Source organism: Vibrio toranzoniae (genome assembly GCF_024347655.1).
In the GTDB taxonomy this organism is placed as follows: domain Bacteria; phylum Pseudomonadota; class Gammaproteobacteria; order Enterobacterales; family Vibrionaceae; genus Vibrio; species Vibrio toranzoniae.
In genome coordinates this window covers 1,003,666-1,027,760 of record NZ_AP025515.1, presented here as the reverse complement: position 1 = coordinate 1,027,760, position 24,095 = coordinate 1,003,666, and the positions used below count along the sequence as shown (strand labels likewise).

Annotated in this window: 22 protein-coding genes; 8 read left to right on the top strand and 14 right to left on the bottom strand. The window is 44.2% G+C overall.

From position 1 onward, the window contains the following. Positions 1–85: 85 nt before the first annotated feature. The 3 genes from glgX to OCU50_RS18965 all read left to right on the top strand — a co-directional run bounded on the left by glgX (position 86) and on the right by OCU50_RS18965 (position 4,916). Positions 86–2,077 (top strand): glycogen debranching protein GlgX, encoded by a 1,992-nt coding sequence (gene glgX / locus OCU50_RS18975; RefSeq protein WP_060469245.1) that lies wholly within the window; start codon positions 86–88, stop codon positions 2,075–2,077. A 210-nt stretch (positions 2,078–2,287) separates the two neighbouring features. After that, positions 2,288–4,030 (top strand): sensor domain-containing diguanylate cyclase, encoded by a 1,743-nt coding sequence (locus OCU50_RS18970; protein ID WP_060469244.1) that lies wholly within the window; start codon positions 2,288–2,290, stop codon positions 4,028–4,030. 157 nt (positions 4,031–4,187) lie between these two features. Then, a complete protein-coding gene (locus OCU50_RS18965) occupies positions 4,188–4,916 on the top strand; it encodes a tRNA (adenine(22)-N(1))-methyltransferase (RefSeq protein WP_060469243.1) in 729 nt (242 codons plus the stop codon). 104 nt (positions 4,917–5,020) lie between these two features. On the opposite strand, the gene OCU50_RS18960 is transcribed toward OCU50_RS18965, so the two are convergent. Beyond that, a complete protein-coding gene (locus tag OCU50_RS18960) occupies positions 5,021–5,965 on the bottom strand; it encodes an acyltransferase (RefSeq protein ID WP_060469242.1) in 945 nt (314 codons plus the stop codon). A gap of 328 nt (positions 5,966–6,293) precedes the next feature. Here OCU50_RS18960 and OCU50_RS18955 point away from each other — a divergent pair, with 328 nt between their 5' ends. After that, complete coding sequence (locus OCU50_RS18955) at positions 6,294–7,097, top strand: ferredoxin--NADP reductase (RefSeq protein WP_060469241.1); 804 nt, start codon at positions 6,294–6,296, stop codon at positions 7,095–7,097. A 327-nt stretch (positions 7,098–7,424) separates the two neighbouring features. Continuing rightward, complete coding sequence (locus tag OCU50_RS18950; protein WP_060469240.1) at positions 7,425–8,417, top strand: 2-hydroxyacid dehydrogenase; 993 nt, start codon at positions 7,425–7,427, stop codon at positions 8,415–8,417. A 118-nt stretch (positions 8,418–8,535) separates the two neighbouring features. Here OCU50_RS18950 and OCU50_RS18945 read toward each other — a convergent pair whose 3' ends face one another. The 8 genes from OCU50_RS18945 to ltnD form a co-directional block, all read right to left on the bottom strand. Next, a complete protein-coding gene (locus tag OCU50_RS18945) occupies positions 8,536–9,408 on the bottom strand; it encodes a patatin-like phospholipase family protein (RefSeq protein ID WP_060469239.1) in 873 nt (290 codons plus the stop codon). A 244-nt stretch (positions 9,409–9,652) separates the two neighbouring features. Beyond that, positions 9,653–11,104: a catalase KatE2 gene (gene katE2, locus OCU50_RS18940; RefSeq protein ID WP_060469238.1), complete on the bottom strand. Its 1,452-nt coding sequence runs from the start codon at positions 11,102–11,104 to the stop codon at positions 9,653–9,655. Positions 11,105–11,303: 199 nt separating this feature from the next. Continuing rightward, positions 11,304–12,473, bottom strand: coding sequence for a glycerate kinase (locus tag OCU50_RS18935; RefSeq protein ID WP_060469237.1), 1,170 nt, complete (start codon positions 12,471–12,473; stop codon positions 11,304–11,306). A 112-nt stretch (positions 12,474–12,585) separates the two neighbouring features. Next, entirely contained in the window at positions 12,586–14,040 is a 1,455-nt protein-coding gene (locus OCU50_RS18930; protein ID WP_060469236.1) for a GntP family permease, read from the bottom strand. Between the two features lie 166 nt (positions 14,041–14,206). After that, positions 14,207–14,983: a 2-oxo-tetronate isomerase gene (otnI, locus tag OCU50_RS18925; protein ID WP_060469235.1), complete on the bottom strand. Its 777-nt coding sequence runs from the start codon at positions 14,981–14,983 to the stop codon at positions 14,207–14,209. Continuing rightward, positions 14,983–15,648, bottom strand: a complete 666-nt coding sequence (otnC, locus tag OCU50_RS18920) for a 3-oxo-tetronate 4-phosphate decarboxylase (protein WP_370736476.1) — start codon at positions 15,646–15,648, stop codon at positions 14,983–14,985. Before otnC ends, otnI begins: the two co-directional genes overlap by 1 nt. A gap of 12 nt (positions 15,649–15,660) precedes the next feature. Continuing rightward, positions 15,661–16,917, bottom strand: a complete 1,257-nt coding sequence (gene otnK / locus OCU50_RS18915) for a 3-oxo-tetronate kinase (protein ID WP_060469234.1) — start codon at positions 16,915–16,917, stop codon at positions 15,661–15,663. Positions 16,918–16,919: 2 nt separating this feature from the next. Continuing rightward, a complete protein-coding gene (gene ltnD / locus OCU50_RS18910; protein WP_060469233.1) occupies positions 16,920–17,834 on the bottom strand; it encodes an L-threonate dehydrogenase in 915 nt (304 codons plus the stop codon). Between the two features lie 281 nt (positions 17,835–18,115). On the opposite strand from ltnD, the gene OCU50_RS18905 reads away from it, so the two are divergent. Beyond that, entirely contained in the window at positions 18,116–18,871 is a 756-nt protein-coding gene (locus OCU50_RS18905; protein WP_060469232.1) for a DeoR/GlpR family DNA-binding transcription regulator, read from the top strand. A gap of 102 nt (positions 18,872–18,973) precedes the next feature. Here the strand turns inward: OCU50_RS18905 and OCU50_RS18900 are convergent, their stop codons facing one another. The 5 genes from OCU50_RS18900 to OCU50_RS18880 form a co-directional block, all read right to left on the bottom strand. After that, positions 18,974–19,312 (bottom strand): hypothetical protein, encoded by a 339-nt coding sequence (locus OCU50_RS18900; RefSeq protein WP_060469231.1) that lies wholly within the window; start codon positions 19,310–19,312, stop codon positions 18,974–18,976. Positions 19,313–19,448: 136 nt separating this feature from the next. Beyond that, entirely contained in the window at positions 19,449–20,648 is a 1,200-nt protein-coding gene (locus tag OCU50_RS18895) for a winged helix-turn-helix domain-containing protein (RefSeq protein WP_060469230.1), read from the bottom strand. A gap of 33 nt (positions 20,649–20,681) precedes the next feature. Continuing rightward, positions 20,682–21,329, bottom strand: a complete 648-nt coding sequence (locus OCU50_RS18890) for a DsbA family oxidoreductase (protein ID WP_060469229.1) — start codon at positions 21,327–21,329, stop codon at positions 20,682–20,684. 171 nt (positions 21,330–21,500) lie between these two features. Then, on the bottom strand, positions 21,501–22,307 hold the full coding sequence (locus OCU50_RS18885; protein ID WP_060469228.1) for a Cof-type HAD-IIB family hydrolase: 807 nt from the start codon (positions 22,305–22,307) through the stop codon (positions 21,501–21,503). 77 nt (positions 22,308–22,384) lie between these two features. Then, the gene (locus OCU50_RS18880) at positions 22,385–22,945 is read right to left on the bottom strand and encodes a TetR/AcrR family transcriptional regulator (RefSeq protein ID WP_060469412.1); all 561 of its coding nucleotides are present in this window, start codon (positions 22,943–22,945) and stop codon (positions 22,385–22,387) included. 140 nt (positions 22,946–23,085) lie between these two features. On the opposite strand from OCU50_RS18880, the gene OCU50_RS18875 reads away from it, so the two are divergent. Beyond that, a complete protein-coding gene (locus tag OCU50_RS18875) occupies positions 23,086–23,619 on the top strand; it encodes an HPP family protein (RefSeq protein WP_060469227.1) in 534 nt (177 codons plus the stop codon). A gap of 125 nt (positions 23,620–23,744) precedes the next feature. Next, the gene (locus OCU50_RS18870) at positions 23,745–24,080 is read left to right on the top strand and encodes an ArsR/SmtB family transcription factor (RefSeq protein WP_060469226.1); all 336 of its coding nucleotides are present in this window, start codon (positions 23,745–23,747) and stop codon (positions 24,078–24,080) included. Positions 24,081–24,095 lie beyond the last annotated feature (15 nt).

Below are 24,095 nucleotides of genomic sequence, written 5' to 3'. Positions count from 1 at the left end.
ATTTTATGAAGTTTCTTGACCTTACTGGGACAAAGCTTTTTACTTATAGTTCACTGATGTTGATCAACGAACAAGAAATCAATCAATGACTAGAACGCTCGCTCGCCCATACCCGCTAGGCGCAACGCTAGGTAACACTGGCTGCAACTTCTCTATTTATTCTCCTGACTGTCAATCCATCTCGCTCGCGCTTTTTGACGAGAGCGATGAATTCACCACTTATAGATTGGAATATGAATACGCTGATATTCGATATGTATTTATTGACGGGATCAAAGCGGGACAAAAATACGGTTTTGTCGCTGAAACTGAAGATGGCCCTATCCTACTTTCAGACCCGTACGCCAAAGCAATCAGCGAACCCCTTCATTACGCAACGCCCTATACCAATGAGAAAAGCTTTGCGATGGCGAAATGCGTTGTTGTCGATGACGCCTTCGATTGGCAAGACGTAGAAAAACCTCGTATTGCACGCGAAGAGACCATTCTTTTTGAAACTCATGTAAAAGGCTTATCTCAGCTTCACCCAGAAGTCGAAGCCAACACCAAAGGTCGTTATTTGGGATTAGTTAGCCCTGAAATGCTTACGTTCTACAAACAGCAAAACATCAACTCGTTGCAACTTTTACCTATTGCGGCGTGTATGCATGAACCACACCTATTAGATATGGATAAGGTGAACTATTGGGGTTACAACCCTTATTTGTTCATGGTGCCAGACCCTCGCTACGCAGAAAAAGACGCAGTCTCTGAACTAAAGACTGCGATTCGTGAGCTGCACCGCAATGGCATCGAAGTTATTCTAGACGTTGTATACAACCACACGGCTGAAGGCGGAGAAGGCGGTGCCACCTTCAACCTAAAAGCGCTAGATAGCCGCTACTACATCAAACATGGCAGCCATTATGCGAACTTCACTGGTTGTGGCAATACGGTTGATCTCACTCACCAACCAGCCTTGAACTTAGTGATGGATACGCTTCGCTATTGGGTAAGTGAGTTCCAAGTTGACGGCTTTCGTTTTGATTTGGCAGCAACACTGGGACGCGAAGGTGACAACTACAACCCTGAGGCTGCTTTCTTTAAAGCTGTCGCTCAAGATCCGGTACTCAAAGAGACAAAATTAATCGCAGAACCGTGGGATATCGGCCCCAATGGCTACCAAGTTGGTAATTTTCCGATGGGTTGGAATGAGTGCAACGACAAGCTCAGAGACATCACACGCAGCTTCTGGCGGGGTGACCAAGGTTACTTAAAAGAGTTTGCAACGCGCTTGATGGGATCGCGTGACATCTACAGTGCAGCGCATTGGCCACACAGATTAACGGTCAACTACATCACTTACCATGATGGCTTCACCATGCAAGATCTTGTCTCTTACAAGCATAAGCACAATGAAGAAAATGGTGAGAATAACCGCGATGGACACGGTGACAACCGCTCTGAAAACTACGGTGTTGAGGGCGAAACTGAAAATCTGTTAGTTATCGCGACGCGTGAAAAGCAGAAACGCAACTTCATGGCGAGCCTGCTGTTTGCCTTTGGTATCCCGCATATCCTGACAGCAGACGTCTTATCCCATACTCAAAAGGGTAACAACAACGCCTACTGTCAAGATGGTGTGACAAGCTGGCTAAATTGGGAAGACTCTGAGCGCAAGACGTATTTCAAGACTTGGCTATCGGAAATGATCTCTGCTCGTCAACAATACATGGTGCCATTTATTAAAGCATTCAGTGGTGAAAAACGTAACTCTAATCGCATCTTCTGGAGCCGTGTTGATGGCACTTTAATGGGACATGATGATTGGAACCGTTTAAGCTCGGTTGCACTGCACTTAGGCATTGGCAAAGATGGTGACGAGTTGATTTATCTAATCAACCAAACCAATGCTCCAGCTCGTTTTTCATTACCTAGCGACCGTAAACAAAACTGGGTCACTATCTGTGATACCAACTTACGAAATGTAAAACCAGGTCATGCAGAAGGTGAAATGCTACTCTCTCCAACTTCAATGGCTATTTTGCACTATTCGCCAAAAAGACGAATCCAGCTTAGTAAAATATCGAAAACCTAAAAAGCCAGTCGTATTGAACACTGGTTTTTTTAGGTTGAATATCACAAAACCCTTTTATTTATATGGAATCATTTGCATTGATGTGATTTTGAAAACTGTTTAGTATGGCCGTACTATAAAAATGAATCTATAACGTCTTTGGATATCATGGCTTTACCTAAAACACTTATTCGGCTTTTCAAACCATACATACTCTTGTTAACTGGAGTCATGTTTTACCTTGCAGTCGTTCAATTGGAAAAAGTTGAGAAAACTGCAGCTAATCAATCATCATCAAATATTCGAATCGCCAACTCCACCATTCGCTCTAACATCGAAGCGGTGTTTGGCAAGCTCTACCTCCTAGAAGCCAGCTTAGCCTTACCTAAAATTACTAGCATTGATGACAAAAAATTTCGCGAACTCAGTGACAATATTCTAAAAAGCACACCAAATTTCTCCGATATCATTCGATATCGACCTCAATCTAAGCGTTATATTTCCGCTCGAGGCCTTCCTCTTTCGAATGAACGAATCGCAGCGATACAGTGGCGTTCAATAGACAGTGTCGTTGAGGAATTTTACCTCTCTTCGGTTTATCAAAAGGCTGATGGTCGTTGGGTTTTCGCTGTCAAACACACAGCGGAAAGATTGAACGAAGAAATATGGATTGAATTTGACCTATTGCACACCACACAAGAGTTGAGTGATCTTAAAACACTAAACAACGGCTATGTATCCATTGTCGATCGAGCAACTGAAAGATTGGTATTCCATCCCGATCCTAAACGCATAGGCTCCAAGTCTACCAGCTACCACGCGGGCATAAGCCACCAACTTTCACAAGGTGAAACCAACGGTCAGAGTGAATACTACTATCAAGACAGCTTCAAGATATCGGAATTTGATGCGAACAACCGCTTAAATTGGGTATTCATTGCGAGCACTGATCGCCGCGATATTCTCACAAGCTCCCATCAATTTACGCTGACAGGCATCGTACTTGGCTCAATGCTTCTATTATGGATTGGAGCCCACTATCTCACTTATCAACTAAACATTTCACTTTCACGACTCAACAAGGTTGATGAGCTAGCGAGCTTCAAGCGTGAACTAAAGTCCATATTTGATGGCTTTACGCACCACAAAGGCATCCAATTCTGTCTGTATCAGCCTGAAAATCACTCATTCAGTACCATCGACTATCACGGAAACAAATCAACAGTACATTGTGATGACTCCCTCGCCGAGCGTTTTTCGCCAGACACCATAGCTTACAGATCTGGAAAATACGCCGATCCATTGGCGTGTAAACTAAAAATACACCAACGCCATTACTGCATTCCTCTGTACTCTCGTAAACAATTGATCGCGGTGATCTACGTAAACGTTAACTTACCAATCAGCCAGAGCATTCTGAGAATGATCAGAGATTACGCTGAGGTCTCGTTATCTAACTTGCTACTTCAGCAGCAACTGAACAGCAAAGACTTGATGACACAGCTAGACAACAGAAGCAGTTTCAACATTGCGATCGAGAGTTACGCAAGCGAGCCCGGTACCTATGTTGCTCTGCTTGATATCGACAACTTTGACCACGTAAACCGAGCATACGGTGAAGCGGTTGGCGACAAGATGATCAAGCTGACGGCAGAAGCAATACACTCTTATTTTCCTATGCCAAAAGGGCTTTGTCTTGCTCGTATAGGGGGGAAAGAATTCGCCATATTGTTCCAAGCTAATGATGCCAAGGACGCTAAACTCCAGTTAGAACAATGTCGAATTGGCGTCGCAGAGAAAGCGATTGTGACACCAAACATCACATTATCACTAGGAGTCAGCATCGGATTCTCACAGATAGAAGGAGAACGAGATTCGGCTTTGGCACTTGCGGAACAAGCGAAGCTTATTGCGAAACAGCTTGGTAAGAATCGAGTGGAAGGCCATATCAAGGCTGTCGCCAAAGCCTCATAGGTATACGCTAACGCACTCGTATCAAAACGATTCATACGATACTGACAACAACAAAGCGCCTAGGATTCATACCCTAGGTGCTTTTGTTTTTGTATAAAGTCATTACAATGCGCTTTCGATACGACAACGCCCTATCACTTTCTAACGACACAAACTTATGAAGCTCAGCAACCGACTACAAACTCTCCGCTCTCTTGTCAGTAATGACTACCAACACATTTGGGATTGTTGCTGTGATCATGGCTTCTTGGGTGTTCAATTGTTATCGGATAACAAAGCTCCTCAGATTCACTTTGTCGATATTGTCCCGTCTCTGATGAGTGAGCTGGAAGGTAAACTTACGCGTTACTTTCCTCAAGATAACAACGTTGAGCAACACAAGCAGAGTCAATGGAAAGTCTATTGTTTAGATGTCGCAGCTATTCCACTGGATAAGCACACTGGCAGACATTTGGTCATCATAGCGGGTGTGGGTGGCGATCTGACTCAGAAACTAGTCGATGATATTCACCGTCAACACCCAGACAAAGCGATCGATTTCTTGCTGTGCCCTGTGCATCAACAATTTGAGCTAAGAAGCCATTTAAAAACACTCAAGTTCAGTTTGATTGACGAAGTATTAATTGAAGAGAACCGCCGTTACTACGAGATTTTATTGGTCAGCAATAACTCCGGCAAAGCTGAAAAGAACCGAGCAGTGAGCGAAATATCAAACGTGGGTGACAAGATCTGGACACCGAGTTGTGAAACTCAGATGAAAGTATCTCAGCAGTACAAAGCCAAAACATTGCTGCACTACCTACGCATCCATCAAGGCCAAGAGAAGCAAGGTAAGCCTAGTGCAGTTAAACACATCATCGATGCTTACCAAACGATTCAACTGTAGTAAGCACTAACTTTATCGCTTACCTCTGATAGAGCCTGATCAATAAAAAAGCCGATCGTTCAATGAACGATCGGCTTTTTTGATGCTATCGATTTGGTTTGAGCTTACTGCTCTTGTTGCTTATAAACCGCATCAGGTCCATCCACCGTTTCAACCTCACGGGGCATATCAACCCCATAAATTGTATCAAGATAGGCGTCTTTCTCTTTCCACGCGTTGTTCAACCAACTGTGAAAGCGACGTTTAAACGCTTTATCTTCAAAGTAATTGCCGTTTACGTTCTCATCCATTGGGTGCAGTTTAATACGCACCACCACCTTGGTCATTTTGCCTTTCAGCATATCTTCAAACGGAGAGATTTGGTTTTCTGGGTAAGCCAACGTGACATCCACGATACCATCTAAGATTGGGCCCATTGCCGAAAGAGCAAACGCCACACCACCGGTTTTCGGTTTGAGTAGGTGTCGATACGGTGTTTTCGCTGTCGCCAGTTTATCGTGGTTAGCACGCGTTCCTTCCACAAAATTAACCAATGTTGTCGGCGCTAGCTTGAACTTAGTACATGCCTTGTTAATCGCGTCGAAATCATCATTACGACGCTCAGGGTTACGCAGCAAAAACTCGCGCGAGTGACGTCGCATGAATGGCATATCCAAGCCCCAACAGGCCAAACCGACAAATGGCACGTACAGAAGTTCATGCTTAAGGAAAAACTTCGTCATCGGCATTTTGTCTTTCAAGATAGAAGACAAAATTACAATATCCGCCCAACTAAGATGGTTCGACATCATCAAGTACCACTGCTTGGTCGAGATATCTTTCCCACCTTCCACTTGCCACTCGATGTTATTATTCACGTTCAGCATCCAAAGGTTGAGCGAAGCCCAGCACCAAAATGTAAAATTCGCTAAACGAGTACATGATTTTTGAACAAAAGAGATTGGAAGAATCAGTTTGATGAGGCCAAAGAAACTCACAGTAAACGCAGTCATTGCGGTATTGATGGTCACGAACATCACGTTCAAGACCATACGAAGATTATCAAGCATAAAACACAGCTATATTGAGATCGAAAGCCGCCATTATACGCATCTGCAAATTATTCTCTGTAGTTATTAATGCAATACTTCAGGGGTCAAACCACTTCACAGACCTTGTAAGAGCTGACTTTAAATCCGCGTTTACAACCTATCAAAAGACCACTTCGAGTCATATAGACCAACTCAATCATCAGTCTTTTTGACATGGAAAAATTAATATCAACCACGAACCTACAATTGATAAGCATTCGTATTATTGGCATGACACATGCAACGCCAAAAAGTAAGATAGTTGAGTATCCTTAATGACATAGCTTATCTAAATAAAGGTGATGATATGACAGATATTCCCCATGGTTTGGTAACTGGTAAAGTTTTACACAAGACAGAATGGACAGATAAACTGTTCTCACTCCAAGTCAGTGCTCCCGTCTCACCCTATCAGGCAGGCCAATTCACGAAGCTTGGCTTGCTTAACAGTGAAGGAGAGTTCGTCAGACGTGCGTACTCAATGGTGAATGCGCCAGAGCATGAGCAAGGGTACCAACATCTTGAGTTTTTAATTATTAAGGATCAGAGCGGCCAGCTCTCTCCTCAGCTTCATAAATTAAAGGTCGGCGATGACATCTTTGTCGGTAAAGACCCAAGCGGTTTTATGACATTAGATGAGATCCCAGAGATCGCCGACGATCTATGGATGCTTTCAACCGGAACGGCAGTGGGCCCATTTATCTCAATGCTTGAAAGCATGCAAATACAGCAACAGCATGGATCTAGTTCAAAAAAAGTGACCTCGTACAAAAACCTGATACTGGTTCACGCGGTAAGAACGGAGCAAGATCTAACTTACCAAGATCGTATCGCTCAACTCGTTAATCACTTTCAGGGGAAACTGAAATATGTGCCAATTATTTCTAGAGAATCAGTCACCGGAACTTTGCGCGGACGAATCCCAAGCTTGTTACTTAGAGGCGACCTTGAGCAAACCGCGTCTGTCGCTTTCAATCAAACCCATAGCTTCTTCTACCTTTGCGGCAATCCGCAAATGGTTCGCGACACAAGTGAAACGTTAATCAGCTTAGGGTTCGATAAGCACTTACGCAGAAAGCCCGGCCAATTCAGTAGTGAGAACTACTGGTAAACATTGGGCCGCCACCAGTTACATAAAAGCACAAAAACATAAAAGCGCAGAAGCACAAGCTTCAAAGAACAGTTAGAACCAGAGAGGAGGTTCAACCCGCGAAAGTAAGATTCATTCATATTGATGAACTTATGAGCAAGCGACTTCGTAATGTGATTTTCGGTGTTCAGAAGTGATGATAAAAGCCAAATAACCATAGTAGTTACAATAACTAATGTTGATAGACAAGGTTATAAAACTCTAGCACACTGAACAGAGTTGTTAGCTTTAACCCCACATCAAATCAAAATAGTTGGGGTATTCATTTTTTAGGTAAGAGAGGAAGCCATGCTTAACATTGCTTTTTTTAGCTCAAAGTCATACGACGAAAAATCATTCAATCTTGCGAAAGGTGAACTCAACGCTGAGTTTCATTTCCATGATTTTCGACTCACATCAACCACAGCGAAAATGGCGCACGACAACGAGGTCGTTTGTGCATTTGTAAACGACGACCTATCGCGAGACGTGTTGAAAATTCTTGCACAAGGCGGCACTAAGCTGATTGCGATGCGATGTGCGGGCTTTGATAAAGTCGACCTAGACGCGGCCAAAGCGTTTGGCCTACAAGTGGTTCGCGTTCCTGCTTATTCACCAGAATCGGTAGCAGAGCACACGGTTGGCATGATGATGTGCTTGAACCGTAAGCTGCACAAGGCGTACCAACGTACTCGTGATGCGAACTTCTCTCTTGAAGGGCTGGTCGGCTTTAACTTCTATGGTAAAACCGTCGGTGTGATTGGTTCAGGTAAAATTGGCCTAGCGACGATGCGCATTCTCAAAGGTTTGGGCATGAACATCCTATGCTACGACCCATACCCAAATCCGTTAGCCGCCGAGCTGGGCGCTAAATACGTAGAGCTGGATGAGCTTTATCAAGAGTCTGACGTGATTTCTCTACACTGCCCGATGAGTAAAGAGAATTACCATCTATTAGACGCGACTGCATTTGAGAAGATGAAAGATGGCGTGATGATCGTCAACACCAGTCGTGGTGAGTTGCTTGATTCAACAGCCGCAATTGAAGCGCTCAAACAGAGCAAGATTGGTGCGCTTGGCCTTGATGTGTACGACAACGAGAAAGAGCTGTTCTTCCAAGACAAGTCTAACGATGTGATTGTCGATGACGTATTCCGTCGCCTATCCGCTTGTCATAACGTACTGTTCACCGGCCACCAAGCTTTCTTGACCAAAGACGCTCTGTTCAACATTGCCAATACAACGCTAACCAGCGTCGATGCTTTCTTTGCAGGCAACACCAGTGGCAACGAACTGGTTTAATAACAGATTGGTTTAATAACAGACCGAGTTAAAACAGACTTGTTTCTAAAATATGAAGCCACGCTCATTCTTGATGAACAGCGTGGCTTTTTGGTTGATACCATTATCAGGAACAGAACTAAACACAAAAGTGACAATCCTCGGTATCAAAACCATAAATGCCTTTGCGAATGGCCAGGTGCTCTGCGCCAGCCTTTATCCCCATCTCATAACCTGCATTCAAAATGGTTTGATCCATCGTTAAACGCTTAACTGCGAACGCTTCAGGCGGCGCAATCACCTTAATGATCGCATCCTTTGGTGGATGACGAATAAAGTCGAGGGACTGATTATAATTCTCGGCACGAACCGCCATCGACTCAGCGATGTTCGGGTATTTCTTCAGCATCTTTTTCAGCATCCACTGGTACTTCTGCGGCTTCATTCTGTAGCTTAATGGGTGAGACAGAATCACGGTAATATCACGAGCACCACGACGATAGGCTTCACGAACAGGAATCGAATCGGCGACCCCACCATCGGTATAGCAACCACCTGAGAAACACGGTGTTTCACGGTAAGCTATTGGTAATGCGGTTGTCGCTTCAACCACATTTGAAAGGTTTTCTGGCTTAATGTGGTAGTAATCTGCACTGCCCGTATCCACATTAGTCACAGCGGCAATCAATGGGATACTTGAAAACATCTCACCACAATCAAGTGGATAGCGTTGGTTTGATTCATTCCATAGCCACTTCACGTCCACCAAATTGCCACCCTTGGCAAAGCGAGCGGGGTTGAAGAAGGTTTTGTCGGTCGCCATTGTGGTGATCACGTTATAGCTGCGTTTTGGTGCTTGAGATAAGTAACCAACCAGATTGGACACACCCGCAGATACGCCAATGGCAAAATCATAAGGGCGGAAATCGTCTTCCATAAAGGCGTCCAACACTCCGGCCGCGAAGATGCCTCTCATAGCCCCACCTTCAACGATTAATGCGCTTTTACTCATCTCAAACTCTACTATTTTATAAACTGATGACGGTAGGATAATCCTGTCCATCTTATAAAGATAATGGGATAAATTTATCAATTCGATAGGCAAAAGCTATTAATAGAAAAGGCAAGAAATTTCAAGCAATTGATGTGACTGAGACGGTTCTCCTAATACATATCCCCTATTACACAGCGCGATCAAAAAAGGCCATTGAGTGATTCACTCAATGGCCTTTCATTTAACTAATCAAGTTTGTTGATTACGACTTAAATTCGCTTACATCGATTTCAAGCAATTTACCAATGCCTTCGCCGTATGCTGGGTCGGCTTTGTAACAGTGTCTTAGGTGACGCAGTTGAATCTCTTTAGGCACGCCGCCTAGATTGCGAGCTGTGTTATCAAACAGAATCGCTTGTTTTTCTGGTGTCATCAGACGGAATAGGTCACCCGGTTGTGAGAAGTAATCTTCATCTTCGCGGTGATCCCAGTGCGCTGCTGCTCCATCAAGGTTCAGTGCTGGTTCTGCAAAGTCTGGTTGCTCTGCCCATTGGCCTTCGTTATTTGGCTCATAACCTAGTGTGCTACCAAAGTTACCATCAACACGCATTGCACCATCACGGTGGTAGCTGTGTACTGGGCAACGAGGTGCGTTCACTGGAATATGCTGATGGTTAACACCCAAACGATAACGCTGCGCATCACCGTAAGCAAACAAGCGACCTTGCAGCATCTTGTCTGGTGAGAAGCTAATACCCGGAACCACGTTTGCAGGGTTGAATGCCGACTGCTCAACTTCAGCGAAGAAGTTTTGCGGGTTACGGTTCAATTCAAACTCACCCACTTCAATTAATGGGTAATCTGCGTGTGGCCAGATCTTCGTTAGGTCGAACGGGTTGTAAGGCACTTTCGCCGCGTCCGCTTCTGGCATCACTTGTACTTTCAGTGTCCATTTAGGGAAGTCTTGATTATCGATGCTGTCTAGCAGATCGCGTTGGTGACTTTCACGGTCATCGCCGATCACTTGTGCCGCTTCTGCATCCGACAAGTTCTTAATACCTTGCTGAGATTTGAAGTGGAATTTAACCCAGAAACGCTCGTTATCTTCGTTAATAAAGCTGAATGTGTGGCTACCAAAACCATGCATGTGACGATAAGTCGCAGGGATGCCACGATCACTCATCACAATGGTGACTTGGTGAAGCGCTTCAGGTAGAGAGGTCCAGAAATCCCAGTTATTCTTCGCGCTGCGCATGTTGGTGCGTGGATCACGTTTCACGGCATGGTTTAGGTCTGGGAATTTAAGAGGGTCACGTAAGAAAAACACGGGCGTGTTGTTACCCACCATGTCCCAGTTACCTTCTTCGGTATAGAACTTCAATGCAAAACCACGGATATCACGTTCTGCATCAGCAGCACCACGCTCGCCCGCTACTGTCGTAAAACGTGCAAACAAGTCAGTCTTTTTACCCACTTCAGAAAACAGTTTTGCCTTGGTGTACTTTGTGATGTCGTGTGTAACGGTAAATGTGCCATAAGCACCTGAGCCTTTCGCGTGCATACGACGCTCGGGAATCACTTCACGATCAAAGTGGGCTAATTTCTCCAAAAACCAAACATCTTGAAGAAGTTGTGGACCACGTTTACCCGCAGTTTGAACATTCTGGTTATGAGCAACAGGGCAGCCTGCCGCTGTAGTTAGTTTTTTACTCATGATCTATTCCTTAGAGTTAAAGATGCAATCGTCTTACCACATCTTAGATTTGAGTGGGTTTCCCAATTAAAAACCACTAAATTACTATCAAAAAAGAATAGACCTGAGTTGGAATAAAATATAATCGTTTATATATATCGCTACTATTTATAAAACCTATCGAACTAGAATGTTAAGTAAGAGATTGTTTAACATAAATTTATTCAATGATTTCCTGGCCTAATTTTAATGTTGCAGCAATATTTCTCGCGGTTCGTGTTAGGTTACTATCCGCTTCTTGCAATACCTGATTGAGAGGTTGAGGGGAACGTACCGTGCCGAACAGGCTGCTCATTTCACCGTAAAGCGCTTCAACTTCGGAGCCTAAAGATCCAGCAACCCCTATGGTTGGAATGCCTTGTAAGCTCGCACGTTTAGCAATGCCATAAGGTGTTTTTCCTTGTAGGGTTTGGTTGTCCATTTGCCCTTCACCTGTAATCACAAGGTCTGCGTCCTTCAATACTTCGTCGGCTTGTAAAACATCGAGTACCATCTCGATACCGGGCTTCATCTGCATATCAAATAACAAACCAAGCCCCATAGGCGCACCACCAGCCGCACCATAACCAGCACGCTTATGAACGGGGTCATCACCACCAACGCAACCTTGCGATTCAGCAATTTGTGCAAAATTCGCTATCGCTTTATCAAGCAGTAAGACTTGCTCAGGTGTCGCTCCTTTTTGTGGGCCGAAAATATAGCTAGCACCATTCTCACCACACAGTGGGTTATCAACATCGCATGCCACAATCAACTCGACATCAGCGCAGCGCGTATCTAGGCCTGTAAGATCTATTGATGCTAGCTTTGAGAGTGCTGCACCACCTCGGTTAAGTTCATGTCCTTTGTTATCCAGTAGTCGGCCACCCAAAGCTTGAACAATGCCGGCACCACCATCATTGGTCGCACTGCCACCCAATCCAATTATGATGGTTTGAGCACCCTCTTCTATCGCTTCTAAAATCAGCAGCCCTGTACCGAAAGACGAAGCTAGCAAAGGATCACGCTGCTCTGGAGTCAGTAAATCCAAGCCAGATGCGGCAGCAATTTCAATGAGTGCGGTTTTATTGGGGTTGCTATCTGAAGCTTCGAGCATCGCCCATTCGGCATTAATCTGCTCACCCAATGGCCCTTGCACTTGATGCGTTCGTTTTTGCCCAGCCAAACCTTGCAGCAATACATCTACCGTACCTTCACCCCCATCAGCCAAAGGTAAGGTCACATAATCAGCGTCTGGGAAGATTTCACGAAAGCCCTTTTCAATACACGCCGCCACCGATACCGCCGATAAAGATTCTTTAAACGAGTCTGGTGCAATAACAATTTTCATACTAAGAGATCCAAAAGATTATTAATTTTGATGAGTGCCCGATCCAAAAATGCCCCTATTGAAGATCAGCAAGCCAATCAAGCAATAGGGGCAGTATATAGGCAAAAGAAGATTAGTTAGCAGTTGCTGGATTTACTTGTGATTTCTCTTTTGATTTTAGCCATACAAATACAGCACCTAGAACCGCGATTGGGATAAGAGGGTCAATCAACGTACCACCTTTACCAAAGATAAGGTTCAGGATCATGATGATACTTGCACCAATCGCCCATGCGACGGTTGAAGATACAGACCAGATCTTAATTTGGTCAGCAAGTTCGGTAATACCTAAAGTACGGTTAATAATATGGAAGTAAGAGTCGTTTAAGTGTGAGAAACCGACAGGGCCAACAGCACAAGCAAGCGCAACAAATACAGGGTCTAGGCCTAGAGTTTCAACCAATGGCAACGTCATAGTTGCTGCAACCATCATAGAAGCTGTTGCTGAACCTTGGATTAAACGAAGCATAGATGCAATCGCCAATGGCACAAGTAGTGGTGGGATACCGCTGCTTGCAATCGCTTCAGCCACTTGGGGACCAGCGCCAGAAGCTTTAAGTACCGCACCCATTGCACCACCACACCCCGTAACAACAAGGATCAAGCCAGTTGTAGACAATGCATCATCCATCGAGCTAACCATGTCTTTACGTTCGATGTGGCGAGTAAGACCGTATAGCGCCATAAGAACACCGATACCAACGGCTACCACAGGGTTACCAATCAACGAAATAACGCTGTGCAGTGCAGTGTCACCTTGACCAACAAGCGTATTGATTAGGATGAATGCGATTGGCAGCAGAATTGGACCGAATGATAAAAAGTTACTTGGTAGCGCTCTGTCATTTGTGTCTTTTACTTTTTCAAGGTTTGCCCAATCAGCTTGGTTAGTAATCCATGTTTCACCGTTTGGTACGCGATAATACTCGTTACCTACTCGGCGAATGTAAATCATCGAAAGTAGCATCATAGGAATCGAAACCATCAAGCCCCACAGCATGTATTCACCGAGATCAACGCCTAGAATACCTGCAACAGCAACTGGGCCAGGTGTTGGCGGCACAAGTGCATGAGTGATCAATAAGCCTAGCGCTAATGTCACCCCCAAACCTACCGCTGACTTACCTGTATCACGTGAGATTGCACGAACAAGAGAATGCAAAATGATGTACGCAGAGTCACAAAATACTGGGATAGCAACAAGTACACCGGTAAAACCAAGCGCCAAGTCTTCGCGACCTTTACCACATAACTTTACAAACGTTTTTGCCATTCTTACAGCAGCGCCAGACCGCTCAAAACATGCGCCCATGATCACGCCAAACGCGATAATTAAACCGATACCACCAAGAACGCCACCAAAGCCCGCTTTGATTGCATTAATAAGTTCTGTGGGTGCCATTCCAGCAAACAGGCCCATGATGATACTTGCGATAATCATAGCAAGCGCCACTGGAATTCTTGTTTTTATAATCATGCCCATCATGGCTAAAATGCCAATCACGATGCCTATCAGTGCTCCATCCATTGTGTATTCCTTTTTGTGTCGATTTTTGTTGTGTAGGGGTGCATACAAGAGAAATGGGTACGCCTCCTGCTGCACTTTGTATACAGCGGCTTATTATTTGGGCTGCTTTATTGTGTTATTACGTACTAAAGAATCAGTGCTAAAAGCTTATGCTTACTCACTGTCGCTATAAATAGGGCTTTAACCATCCCAAACCTTCTTCAGTCGAGGCTCTCGGGTTGTATTCACAGCCAATCCAACCTTGGTAGCCTGAGTCATCCAAAACATCAAATAGGTGCGAATAACTCAACTCACCTTCAGAAGGTTCATGCCTTTCAGGTACCGAAGCGATTTGAATATGGCCAGTACAAGCAGCAACTTCGCGAATCAATGTACTCAGATCACCATCCATGATCTGCGCGTGGTAAAGGTCTAGCTGCAGCTTTACGTTTGGACGCGCTACCAACTTAATGAGCTCAACAGCATCGCGTTGATGCGCCACAAAATAGTTAGGAACGTCACGGTTGTTAAGAGGTTCAATCATCAATTCGATACCGTGCTCGGCAAATTTATCTGCGGCAAATCGAATGTTTGAAATGAAGGTTTCTACATGCTGCTGTCGAGTAAAGTTGTCATCCATCAAACCCGACATTGCATGCACTTTTTTACATTTAAGTGCAATGGCATACATCAATGCAGTATCCACACTCGTCTTAAATTCGTTCTCACGACCGGGAATAGCAGCAAATCCTCGCTCACCCGCTTCCCAGTCACCGGGAGGCATATTGAAAAGGGCCTGTTCAAAACCAAATGTCTGCATTTTGTCTGCGAGCTCATCCGCTTCGAACGCATACGGGAAGAGGTATTCGACCGCTTTGAAACCCGCGAGGTGCGCTTTTTCAAAACGATCTAAAAACGGCACTTCAGTGAATAACATGGTTAGATTTGCTGCGAACTTTGCCATTATTTGCTTCTCCCTTTTAGATCCGATACCTCTTCATCTGTGAGGTATCGGATCTCTCTATCTTTTAACAAAAACGCTAATTTTGCGGTTTCTTCTAATTCTTCGGCGTTATCTACGGCATCAATGAAATCAGTTCCAGTAACAACGGGGCCGTGGTTCGCTAATAAGAACGCACGATAGTCTCCAGCTCGCATTGCTAACTCTTCAGCAATTTGCGGGTCGCCTGGGCGCAAGTAAGGAATTACAGGCAACTCACCAATTCGCATTACGAAATAAGGTGTAAACGCTTTAATTGCGTTGTTGCGATCCAAACCTTCAAGACACGACAGTGCAGTAAGATAGGTAGAGTGCAGATGAACAATCGCATTGCATACAGGATTGTTACGGTAAATCGCTAAGTGGAATTCGGCCTCTTTCGAAGGCTTTTTACCTGAAATATGGTTGCCATTAATATCCACAACCGAAAGTTCTTCTGCCACTAGTCGACCAAATGAAGAACCCGTAGGGGTTGCTAAAAAATAACCATTTGGCAGTTTGAGAGAGAGGTTCCCAGCACCACCAGTTGCGTAACCACGTTCAAACATAGAACGAGCGAGTGTAACCATTTGTTCGCGCAACTGCTGCTCGCTCAAAAGTGGCTGTACGTTCATTAAATCATTACCCATCGAATCACCACCCTATACAAAAAATGACTGTGCTTTAGCAAAGAAGTTTTCGTCACCAAAATTGCCCGATTTAAGAGCCAGAGAAAGCTCACCTTCAACCGATTTAACCCAAGGTACACCCGGTGCAATCTGAGGACCGATATGGAAACCTTTCACGCCTAAGCTTTGAGTTACGACACCAGAGGTTTCACCACCAGCAACAATGAAGTTCTTCACTCCATTCCGTTGCAACTTAATAGCAAGGTGACTAAAGAACTGCTCAACCGCATGACTAGAGGCATCCGCGCCATACTCGTCTTGAATAACTTTAAGTGCCGTTGCTTCAGCCGTCGCGTACACCAACGGTGCAAGTTCACTTTGGATATGAGTCATCACCCAATCAAAGACTTCATTAGCGTATTGCTTGTTGGTCAAACACGTTTTTACATCAATCGCGAAGTGTGGTGCGTGATCTTTGTAGATTGCAACTTGTTGATTGGTCATCACAGAACAAGATCCAGAGAATACAACAGTTGGTGCTTTGACTGGGCTACCTGCATGTTTTGCATCACTTTGGTCAGCAAGATGTTCCTTCCAATTTTTAGCGATACCAGCAGCTAGGCCTGAGCCACCTGTGATTAGCTTCAGAGATTTAGCGGCTTGACCTAACGTCACCAAATGCTCGGCATTAAATGCGTCTACCACGGCGTAGCGACTACCTTGAGCTTTTAATTCTTCAAAACGCGCCGTGACAGCACTAAAGCCTTGCTCAATTGTTTGGAAGTTCACTAAGCCAGAAACGCCTTCTGATTGTGCGTCCATCATGCGAACTACACTTGAATCCGTCATTGGTGTCACAGGGTGATTTCGCATACCTGAATCACTTAACAACTCACCAAAAACAAACAGGTGACCGTTGTAAACCGTGCGACCATTTACTGGCAATGCAGGGCAAACCATAGTGAAAGATTCTCCAAGTTCAGCCAAAAGTGCATCTGTTACGGGGCCGATATTGCCTTCAGCAGTGCTGTCAAAGGTCGAGCAATATTTGAAGTAAAACTGTTGGCAGCCTTGAGATTGAAGCCATTTGAGCGCAGTAACAGAATCAGTAATCGCTTCATCTACCGGACACGAACGAGATTTAAGGCTGATAACAACGGCATCGGCTGATGCATCAAAATCACCTGTGGGAATGCCATTTAATTGAATAGTGCGCATACCGTTTTCAACAAGGAAACCCGCTATATCTGTTGCGCCAGTAAAGTCGTCTGCAATAACACCTAACAACATGATTACTTCTCCACTTTTGGTGTGTTAATGCCTGGTAGGTCAATGCCTTGAAATACTTTGATCACAGCGCTGTCGTCTTCTTGACCAAAGCCAGCATTACTCGCGCTCACGAACATATTCAGCGCTGCACTTGATAGAGGAAGTGGGAATTTCAAGTCTTGAGCGGTATCCGATACCAAGTTCAAATCCTTAACAAAGATATCGACCATAGATTTTGGAGTGTAGTCGCCATCAACCACATGCTTCATGCGGTTCTCAAACATCCACGAGTTACCCGCAGCATTGGTCACAACGTCATACATCAAATCAAGAGGAATATTTGCGCGTGCCGCTAATGCCATTGCCTCTGCACCCGCAGCAATATGAACACCGGCAAGCAGTTGGTGGATAATCTTCACTGTCGCGCCAAGGCCAACCGCTTCACCTATGTTATAAACCTTGGCTGCCGTTGCATTCAGAACAGGATCAAGCCTATCGAATGTGCTTTGAGCACCCGACGCCATAATTGTCATCTCACCAGCTTCCGCTTTTACCGCACCGCCAGATACCGGTGCATCAAGCATTACAAGCTTATGTTCTGCGAGTTGGGCTTCAATCTGTTTTGCATCTTCAGCAGAGATAGTTGCGGACACCATCACTGGCGTATTTGGCTTTAATGCCGCAGCAAGACCAGTCTTAAACAAAACCGTGTTTACTTGTTGTGCGTTCACAACCAACACCAACACAGCATCAAGTTGATCTGCAAACTCGACAGCATTCGTCGATACTGCTTTTGCACCAAACGAACCCAGTTCTTCTAGTGCTTGTGCATTCAGGTCAAAACCGTAGACATTAAGGCCTGCGCATATACATGATTTTGCTGCGCCCATTCCCATAGAACCTAAACCGATCACTCCGACAGATTGAACTTCACTCATAATATCAATGCCTTCTTGGTAATTTCTGAAATCTTAACACTGTTAACTCTTGTTTATGTTTGTGATTATATGTGAAAAACCCACCAACAACTTAGTGATAAGTCACATATTTAACAAAACTTAACACGCAGACTCAATTTAGCCCTTTAGAGGCAGCACAAATTCACGTAAATAGCAGCTACCACACTTTGAAGCCCAAATAAGGAACATAAGTTCACATATCTTCACAAGCAAAGGAAAGATTGCTAGGATAATGAAAAACAAGAACATAGAAGAAAACCATGATTCCAGCAGAGCGTCAGAGAACCATTTTGTCACTGTTATCACACCAAGAGGTGATTAGTATTTCTGAGTTAGTCGCTCAGCTCGACGTATCGCATATGACCGTTCGTCGAGACATAGTAAAGCTAGAAGCTTCTGGGAAAGTCGTTTCAGTATCTGGAGGGGTTCAACTAGCTCAAGCCTTGCATCACGAACTTTCTCATGACGCTAAGGTAGAACAACAAACGAATGAAAAAGTACAAATAGGTAAGCTTGCTGCTCAACTTATCGAAAAAGATGCCACTGTTTATTTAGATGCAGGAACAACCTCATTAGAAGTCGCCCATCAGTTGGCAATACGTGAAGATCTGTTAATCATCACCAACGATTTCTCAATCGCGGCTTATTTGATGAATCACTCATCATGCGAGATTTACCACACAGGTGGCAAAATCGATCGTGAGAACCAATCGAGTATTGGTGGGAAAGTCGCTGAGTTCTTGGATGGTATGAATATTGATATTGCCTTCATTTCCTCTTCTTCTTGGAGTTTAAAAGGCTTATCGACACCAAACGAAAATAAAGTGTTGGTTAAAAAATCCATTGTAAAAGCAGCGCAAGCCAACTACCTAATATCTGACTCTACTAAGTATGGTCGAATTGCAAGCTTTCACGCCCTAGATCTGGATACACTTGATGGTGTCATTACTGACAAAAACTTATCCACTAGTGTTATTGAAGAACTTGAAGAAAAAGGCATTCAAGTTCTCTGTTAATGATAAGCAAGTTTTCCAAATAGCATTCGTCGAGTCCCAATTATCAGTATTGGGAAAGCGTCATCACAATGGCCACCACTCTGTGAGCCCCCACCAAAACGCTTACAACCTTATGTTCCATTTCCCTTGGTGATCACGGTCACAGTTTTCTTGTGTATCATAACTGACATGCTTATCGATATTCTTCAGTTGGATCCCAACCTGATTAAACGCCTTTTGGATGGCCTCAGAGACACTCTGCTTGCCTTCGCCATTCAAAAAGTTAGTTCTATCCTGATTGGTATCGAATACGCAGATGATTTTTAAGCTTTGCGGGAAAGAGGAAAAGTTGACCACGTGCGTTACCCACAAAAAACCGTCATAGCTTTTCAACGTGTCTTCGCAAACGTCCGTTAGTACGTCTCTGATTTGATTCTCTATTTTCTTATCTGATTTTCGCATGAAGCGAGCTTCCTATTTAAAACCTTAAAAAATAAGGTTTTTCGGTCAATATTGTTTTAACCGACATTGGACACTGTGACTATTGCAAATGCAAAGTATTTATCAAATCAGATATATCGAGGTTAAGCATTAAGACTTAACGGCGACCACTGTGCCAATGCTCCATCAAGCCTTGACCAAGGTTTGTGGGCGTGGTGGTGGAAACAATTATCTCATCACACTGATTGAACACCATAAAATGCTTAAGTTCATCACATAAAGCGTGAACTAATGCCTCATGGCTTGTAATCCTGTCTTCGACAGCCAAGTTACGGATATGAAGTATTCGATTCTTCCTGTCGACCTTACAATCCATTCGTGCCACCAGCTCACCTTGCCACAGAATCGGCAAACTGAAGTAACCAAACTGGCGCTTGGCTTCAGGAACATAACACTCAAGAAGGTAATCAAAATTAAACAGTGATTGCATTCGCTTACGTTGAATCAACAGGTTATCAAACGGAGACAATATCTTTAACTTAGTTCTAGACAGAGACTGATTCAGCAGCTCAAAAGCATCGGGCAACACGTAGTAATCAGAGCCTTGAACATCCACCTTCACGACTTGTTTGTCTTCAAGCATCTGTTGGAGTGTTTTCTGAATCAGTGGTTTGGTGTTCTTAAGGAGATAGCTCATTTGCGATGCGATTCCTACCCCATTGGCTTCTAAATAACGCGTGATCAGATGCTCAATGTACTCTTGCTCAGTCGGTTCAGAGGTATCAATACCACTTGGCAAAACTCGCTCGGTTAGGTCATACACCTTATGAAAGTTCACTCGGCTCGGCACCATTAAGTCACCTTGCATAAACAAAGTCTCTAGCGCTTGCTTGGCAGGCTTACCGCCCCATCCGCCGGGGTTTGGTCTGTCCCCTTCAAAGTCTTTCGCCATCAATGGCCCTTCGCTCTCAATACGTTTGAGAACATGTGCCATGAGTGCGTCGTCTTTTTTATACCAATGCTTAAGCTTACCGCTCGCAAACCCGTTCTTTCGATGCAAACTGAAACGGTAATCTCGCATGGGTAAATATGCGGCGGCGTGCGACCAATACTCAAACACCTCTCGACGCTCTAACAGTTTATCCAGATGATTCAATTGATAGTCTTGATTACGATTCCAAAGCGTGTGGTGGTGAGCTCGTTGAATCACAGAGATGGTATCAATTTGCACATATCCAAGGTTTTCAATCGCAGACAGCGTGTTTGCCAAAGCGCCACCATTACGTTGCTTCTTAGGTGGCAATTTTTGCGAAAGCAATACCATTTTTTGCGCTTGAGCGAGTGAAAGTGATTCCATGAAATTCAGACCTAATTGATACCAATGATCGGCTTATGATTCGGCCATAAGCTCTTGAAGAATTTGCTTATACGTTTCTACCGTCTGCGCCCCAGTGACTGCACTCTTGCGGTTGAATACCACAGTAGGGACCGCAGAGATGCCCATGCGTTGCCATTCAAACTCTTGCGCTTCAATTTGCTTTAAGTTGTCGATGTTCTTCAAGCGTTTCAGTGCCTTCGTTGAGTCTAAACCAATCGCTTCAAGTTCTTGCGCGATAACCTCCAGATCAGCCAGATCTTTCTGCTCTGAAAAATGCGCAGTGAAGAAGCGTAGCTTTAACTCAGTCTGTTTACCGTGTGCTAGAGCAAAATCAAGCAACACATGTAGGTGACGTGAATTCACCATTCTCATGCTGTCATAGAAGTTAAAATCGAACCCAACCGCTTTGCCACGGGCAGCCAGTTGCTCACGTGAGCGTTGGCTCTCTTCCGCACTAGAACCGTATTTTCTCATGATGTGATCACGCAGGTTTTCACCTTCTTGCGGCATGTCTGGATTCAACTCAAACGGCTGCCATTCAAGTTCAATCTGTTGTGCTAAGCCAAGCTCAGAAACAGCTTGCTCTAAGTTTTTGTAGCCGACCACGCACCAAGGGCACATTACGTCAGAAATAATATCGAGTTGAAGTTTCTTGCTCATAATCTTTCCAAATGTCGTTGCTAAGGCGTATCCAATTCGAAGTGGATACCCATCTTTCTGATCAGACTACAACAAACTGAACACTCGTTCAAATTTAACTCGATAAACCATTAGCCAACAAAAAAGCCAACTCATATTCACGAGTTGGCTTTGATAAAAATAGGATTGAGCTTAACCGCGTGACGCTAGCAGTTTCTCAAGCACTTGGAATACACCAGCATCGACGTTACTTGGCGCACCAAAACGTGCGATCTCTTTCAGCTTAGGGTGTGCATTTTCCATCGCGTAAGAATGGTAGCTCTCTTTAAGCATTTCGTAGTCATTCAGGTAATCACCAAAGCTCATGGTTTGCTCGTAAGTGAAGCCGAGTGTGTTTTGTAGATGCTTAATTGCTGCGCCTTTTGACGCTTCAGCGTTCATCACATCAAGCCAGATTTTTGCGCTCACAACCACTTGGTAATTGTCACCGAACTTGGCATTGATACTTGGGTTCACTTTCTCTTGTGAACCGTCGAAGTGGCAGATAGCAACTTTGATGAATTCATCTTCTACCGCCAGTAAGTCTTCTACTTGCTCACGGCGGTGGTAGTACTTAGAGATCTCCGCTAAAGCGCGTTCGTCTTTGGTTTCGATGTATGCTGATTTCTTACCACAAAGCACCACATGCGCGCCTTCAATAGCACGCGCTTCTTTGATGATGTCTTTGATGGCATCAGTATCAAGCAAGCAGCTGTAGAGCTCTCGGCCTTTGTGCATCACTAATGTGCCGTTTTCAGCAACAAACATCATGCGATCTTTTAGCGGAGAAAATGTCTCCATCAAGCTGTAGTACTGTCGGCCCGATGCCGCAGCAAAAATAATGTCTTGAGCTTCTAGTCGCTCATAGAGATTGAAAAATTCAGGGTCTAACTTCCCGTGTTCATTAAGCAGAGTGCCGTCCATATCAGCAGCGATAAATTTGATGTTCTGTTGTGGCATTTCAGGGCTTACCTATAAGTAAAAATTAAAGTGTCAATTATGATTTTCGTTATCTTGTGTAACGGTTCTATGTTCGATTATATCGTTAGATCAGCCAAAGCATGCAAAGCTTTTCGATAAGGTTCTTTGTTTAAACCTAATTTTCCAAACTCGCTCCTCACGATAAGGCCTTCAATAAAGATCATCACCGATTCACTGCACAGCTCCAATAACGTATCATCTCCATTTTTATCATGATTTATTACGCGACGAATCGTGCTTTTAAGCCACACTTTATGTTGCTGGGATAGCATCGCTATATCATCTTCAGACGCTTTAAACTCCGCTAAGGCATGCATGAACATGCATCCTTTGAAATCAGGTTGCTCAAACCAAGCAAAGTGCCAATCTAATAACGCGTTAAGTTGACCCTGCGCGCCAGTACCCGATATAAGAAACGTTTCTAGGCTAGATTCAAACCTCTGATGACGCCTAATCAATACCGCCTTAATTAGCTTGGTTTTGGATCCAAAGTGGCGATACATCGATGTCTTAGAAACTCCAGCTTCATCTCGGATCATATCCACACCAACCGCGGTATAGCCAAATTGGTTAAACAAAGACTCAGCTACATCCAAGATCTGCTCTTTCTTACTCATGCCTGCCCCTATTTCAAATCGGATAAAATTTAGTGTTGCTAAATTTGCTGTTGCCAACAGTGTACAGATCTGTATCATTCAACTCAACACGTACAGATCTGTACACTTTGTATCCTTAATCTTAAATGAAGGAAATCGTGATGATTAAAAAGCTAACCGGCGGAGGTGAACTTCCTCCACGCGCAACGATCAGTCAGCTGTTAAAAGGCTTTATCGGAGGGACAACAGGGGTATTCGTATTGTGCTTACTCGCAGAGCAATCTGAAATACCTTGGCTAATGGCTCCGTTTGGAGCAACGTGTGTTCTATTGTTCGCAGTTCCAACATCGCCGCTAGCTCAACCCAGAAACATCATCGCTGGTCATTTTATCTCTGCCGTGGTTGGGTTGATCGCACTGTATGGGTTTGGTGATTCTTATTTAGTGATGGCGTTGGCGGTAGGATCCGCAATTATGTTGATGCTGTACTTTCGCGCCGTTCATCCACCAGCGGGAGCCAATCCAATCGTAATTACACTGGCAGGTACAGCATCCGTAGATTGGACTTTCTTATTCACTCCTGTTCTGGTCGGCAGCATTGCACTGGTTTGTATTGGAGCCATGCTCAATAACACGTCGCCGCAACAAAAATGGCCATTGTATTGGGTAGGGAAATCAAAAATCGAAAACGGCTAATAGCTGGTAGAGCCAAGTAATGAACGTCCATGCTAGCTAATGAATAAATTCGCATTGACCCCCAGAAGAAATAGTCTTACTATCAATCGTCTTTTAACGATTAATAGTAAATGAGCCACTTAAGTATGACCACAACATGCCAAGTAACTGAAAGCTGTTCTCTTCCGCTAAGTAATACTGAAGCAGAGAAAGAGATGGCCTCATTAGCCAAAGCACTCGCTCACCCAGCGAGAGTTCGCATACTTAGTATTTTGTCAGCTTTAGAAAAGTCTGGGGGCTGCTTGAACAGCGATCTGGTTAGTGAATTAGATTTGGCTCAATCGACAGTATCAGAGCACCTAAGAATATTGAAGAACTCAGGTTTTATTAGCGCCGAGTCCATTCCTCCAAAAATGTGTTACCGCATTAATCGAAACAATATTCAGCAGTTTGAGTCACTGATTAACACCATTTTAAAATAGATTCATCACGCTTAG

Coding starts and splice junctions, on each gene's coding strand:
- glgX (WP_060469245.1), top strand. CDS start 86: ATGACTAGAACGCTCGCTCGCCCATACCCGCTAGGCGCAACGCTAGGT.
- OCU50_RS18970 (WP_060469244.1), top strand. CDS start 2,288: ATGTTTTACCTTGCAGTCGTTCAATTGGAAAAAGTTGAGAAAACTGCA.
- OCU50_RS18965 (WP_060469243.1), top strand. CDS start 4,188: ATGAAGCTCAGCAACCGACTACAAACTCTCCGCTCTCTTGTCAGTAAT.
- OCU50_RS18960 (WP_060469242.1), bottom strand. CDS start 5,965: ATGCTTGATAATCTTCGTATGGTCTTGAACGTGATGTTCGTGACCATC.
- OCU50_RS18955 (WP_060469241.1), top strand. CDS start 6,294: ATGACAGATATTCCCCATGGTTTGGTAACTGGTAAAGTTTTACACAAG.
- OCU50_RS18950 (WP_060469240.1), top strand. CDS start 7,425: ATGCTTAACATTGCTTTTTTTAGCTCAAAGTCATACGACGAAAAATCA.
- OCU50_RS18945 (WP_060469239.1), bottom strand. CDS start 9,408: ATGAGTAAAAGCGCATTAATCGTTGAAGGTGGGGCTATGAGAGGCATC.
- katE2 (WP_060469238.1), bottom strand. CDS start 11,104: ATGAGTAAAAAACTAACTACAGCGGCAGGCTGCCCTGTTGCTCATAAC.
- OCU50_RS18935 (WP_060469237.1), bottom strand. CDS start 12,473: ATGAAAATTGTTATTGCACCAGACTCGTTTAAAGAATCTTTATCGGCG.
- OCU50_RS18930 (WP_060469236.1), bottom strand. CDS start 14,040: ATGGATGGAGCACTGATAGGCATCGTGATTGGCATTTTAGCCATGATG.
- otnI (WP_060469235.1), bottom strand. CDS start 14,983: ATGGCAAAGTTCGCAGCAAATCTAACCATGTTATTCACTGAAGTGCCG.
- otnC (WP_370736476.1), bottom strand. CDS start 15,648: ATGGGTAATGATTTAATGAACGTACAGCCACTTTTGAGCGAGCAGCAG.
- otnK (WP_060469234.1), bottom strand. CDS start 16,917: ATGTTGTTAGGTGTTATTGCAGACGACTTTACTGGCGCAACAGATATA.
- ltnD (WP_060469233.1), bottom strand. CDS start 17,834: ATGAGTGAAGTTCAATCTGTCGGAGTGATCGGTTTAGGTTCTATGGGA.
- OCU50_RS18905 (WP_060469232.1), top strand. CDS start 18,116: ATGATTCCAGCAGAGCGTCAGAGAACCATTTTGTCACTGTTATCACAC.
- OCU50_RS18900 (WP_060469231.1), bottom strand. CDS start 19,312: ATGCGAAAATCAGATAAGAAAATAGAGAATCAAATCAGAGACGTACTA.
- OCU50_RS18895 (WP_060469230.1), bottom strand. CDS start 20,648: ATGGAATCACTTTCACTCGCTCAAGCGCAAAAAATGGTATTGCTTTCG.
- OCU50_RS18890 (WP_060469229.1), bottom strand. CDS start 21,329: ATGAGCAAGAAACTTCAACTCGATATTATTTCTGACGTAATGTGCCCT.
- OCU50_RS18885 (WP_060469228.1), bottom strand. CDS start 22,307: ATGCCACAACAGAACATCAAATTTATCGCTGCTGATATGGACGGCACT.
- OCU50_RS18880 (WP_060469412.1), bottom strand. CDS start 22,945: ATGAGTAAGAAAGAGCAGATCTTGGATGTAGCTGAGTCTTTGTTTAAC.
- OCU50_RS18875 (WP_060469227.1), top strand. CDS start 23,086: ATGATTAAAAAGCTAACCGGCGGAGGTGAACTTCCTCCACGCGCAACG.
- OCU50_RS18870 (WP_060469226.1), top strand. CDS start 23,745: ATGACCACAACATGCCAAGTAACTGAAAGCTGTTCTCTTCCGCTAAGT.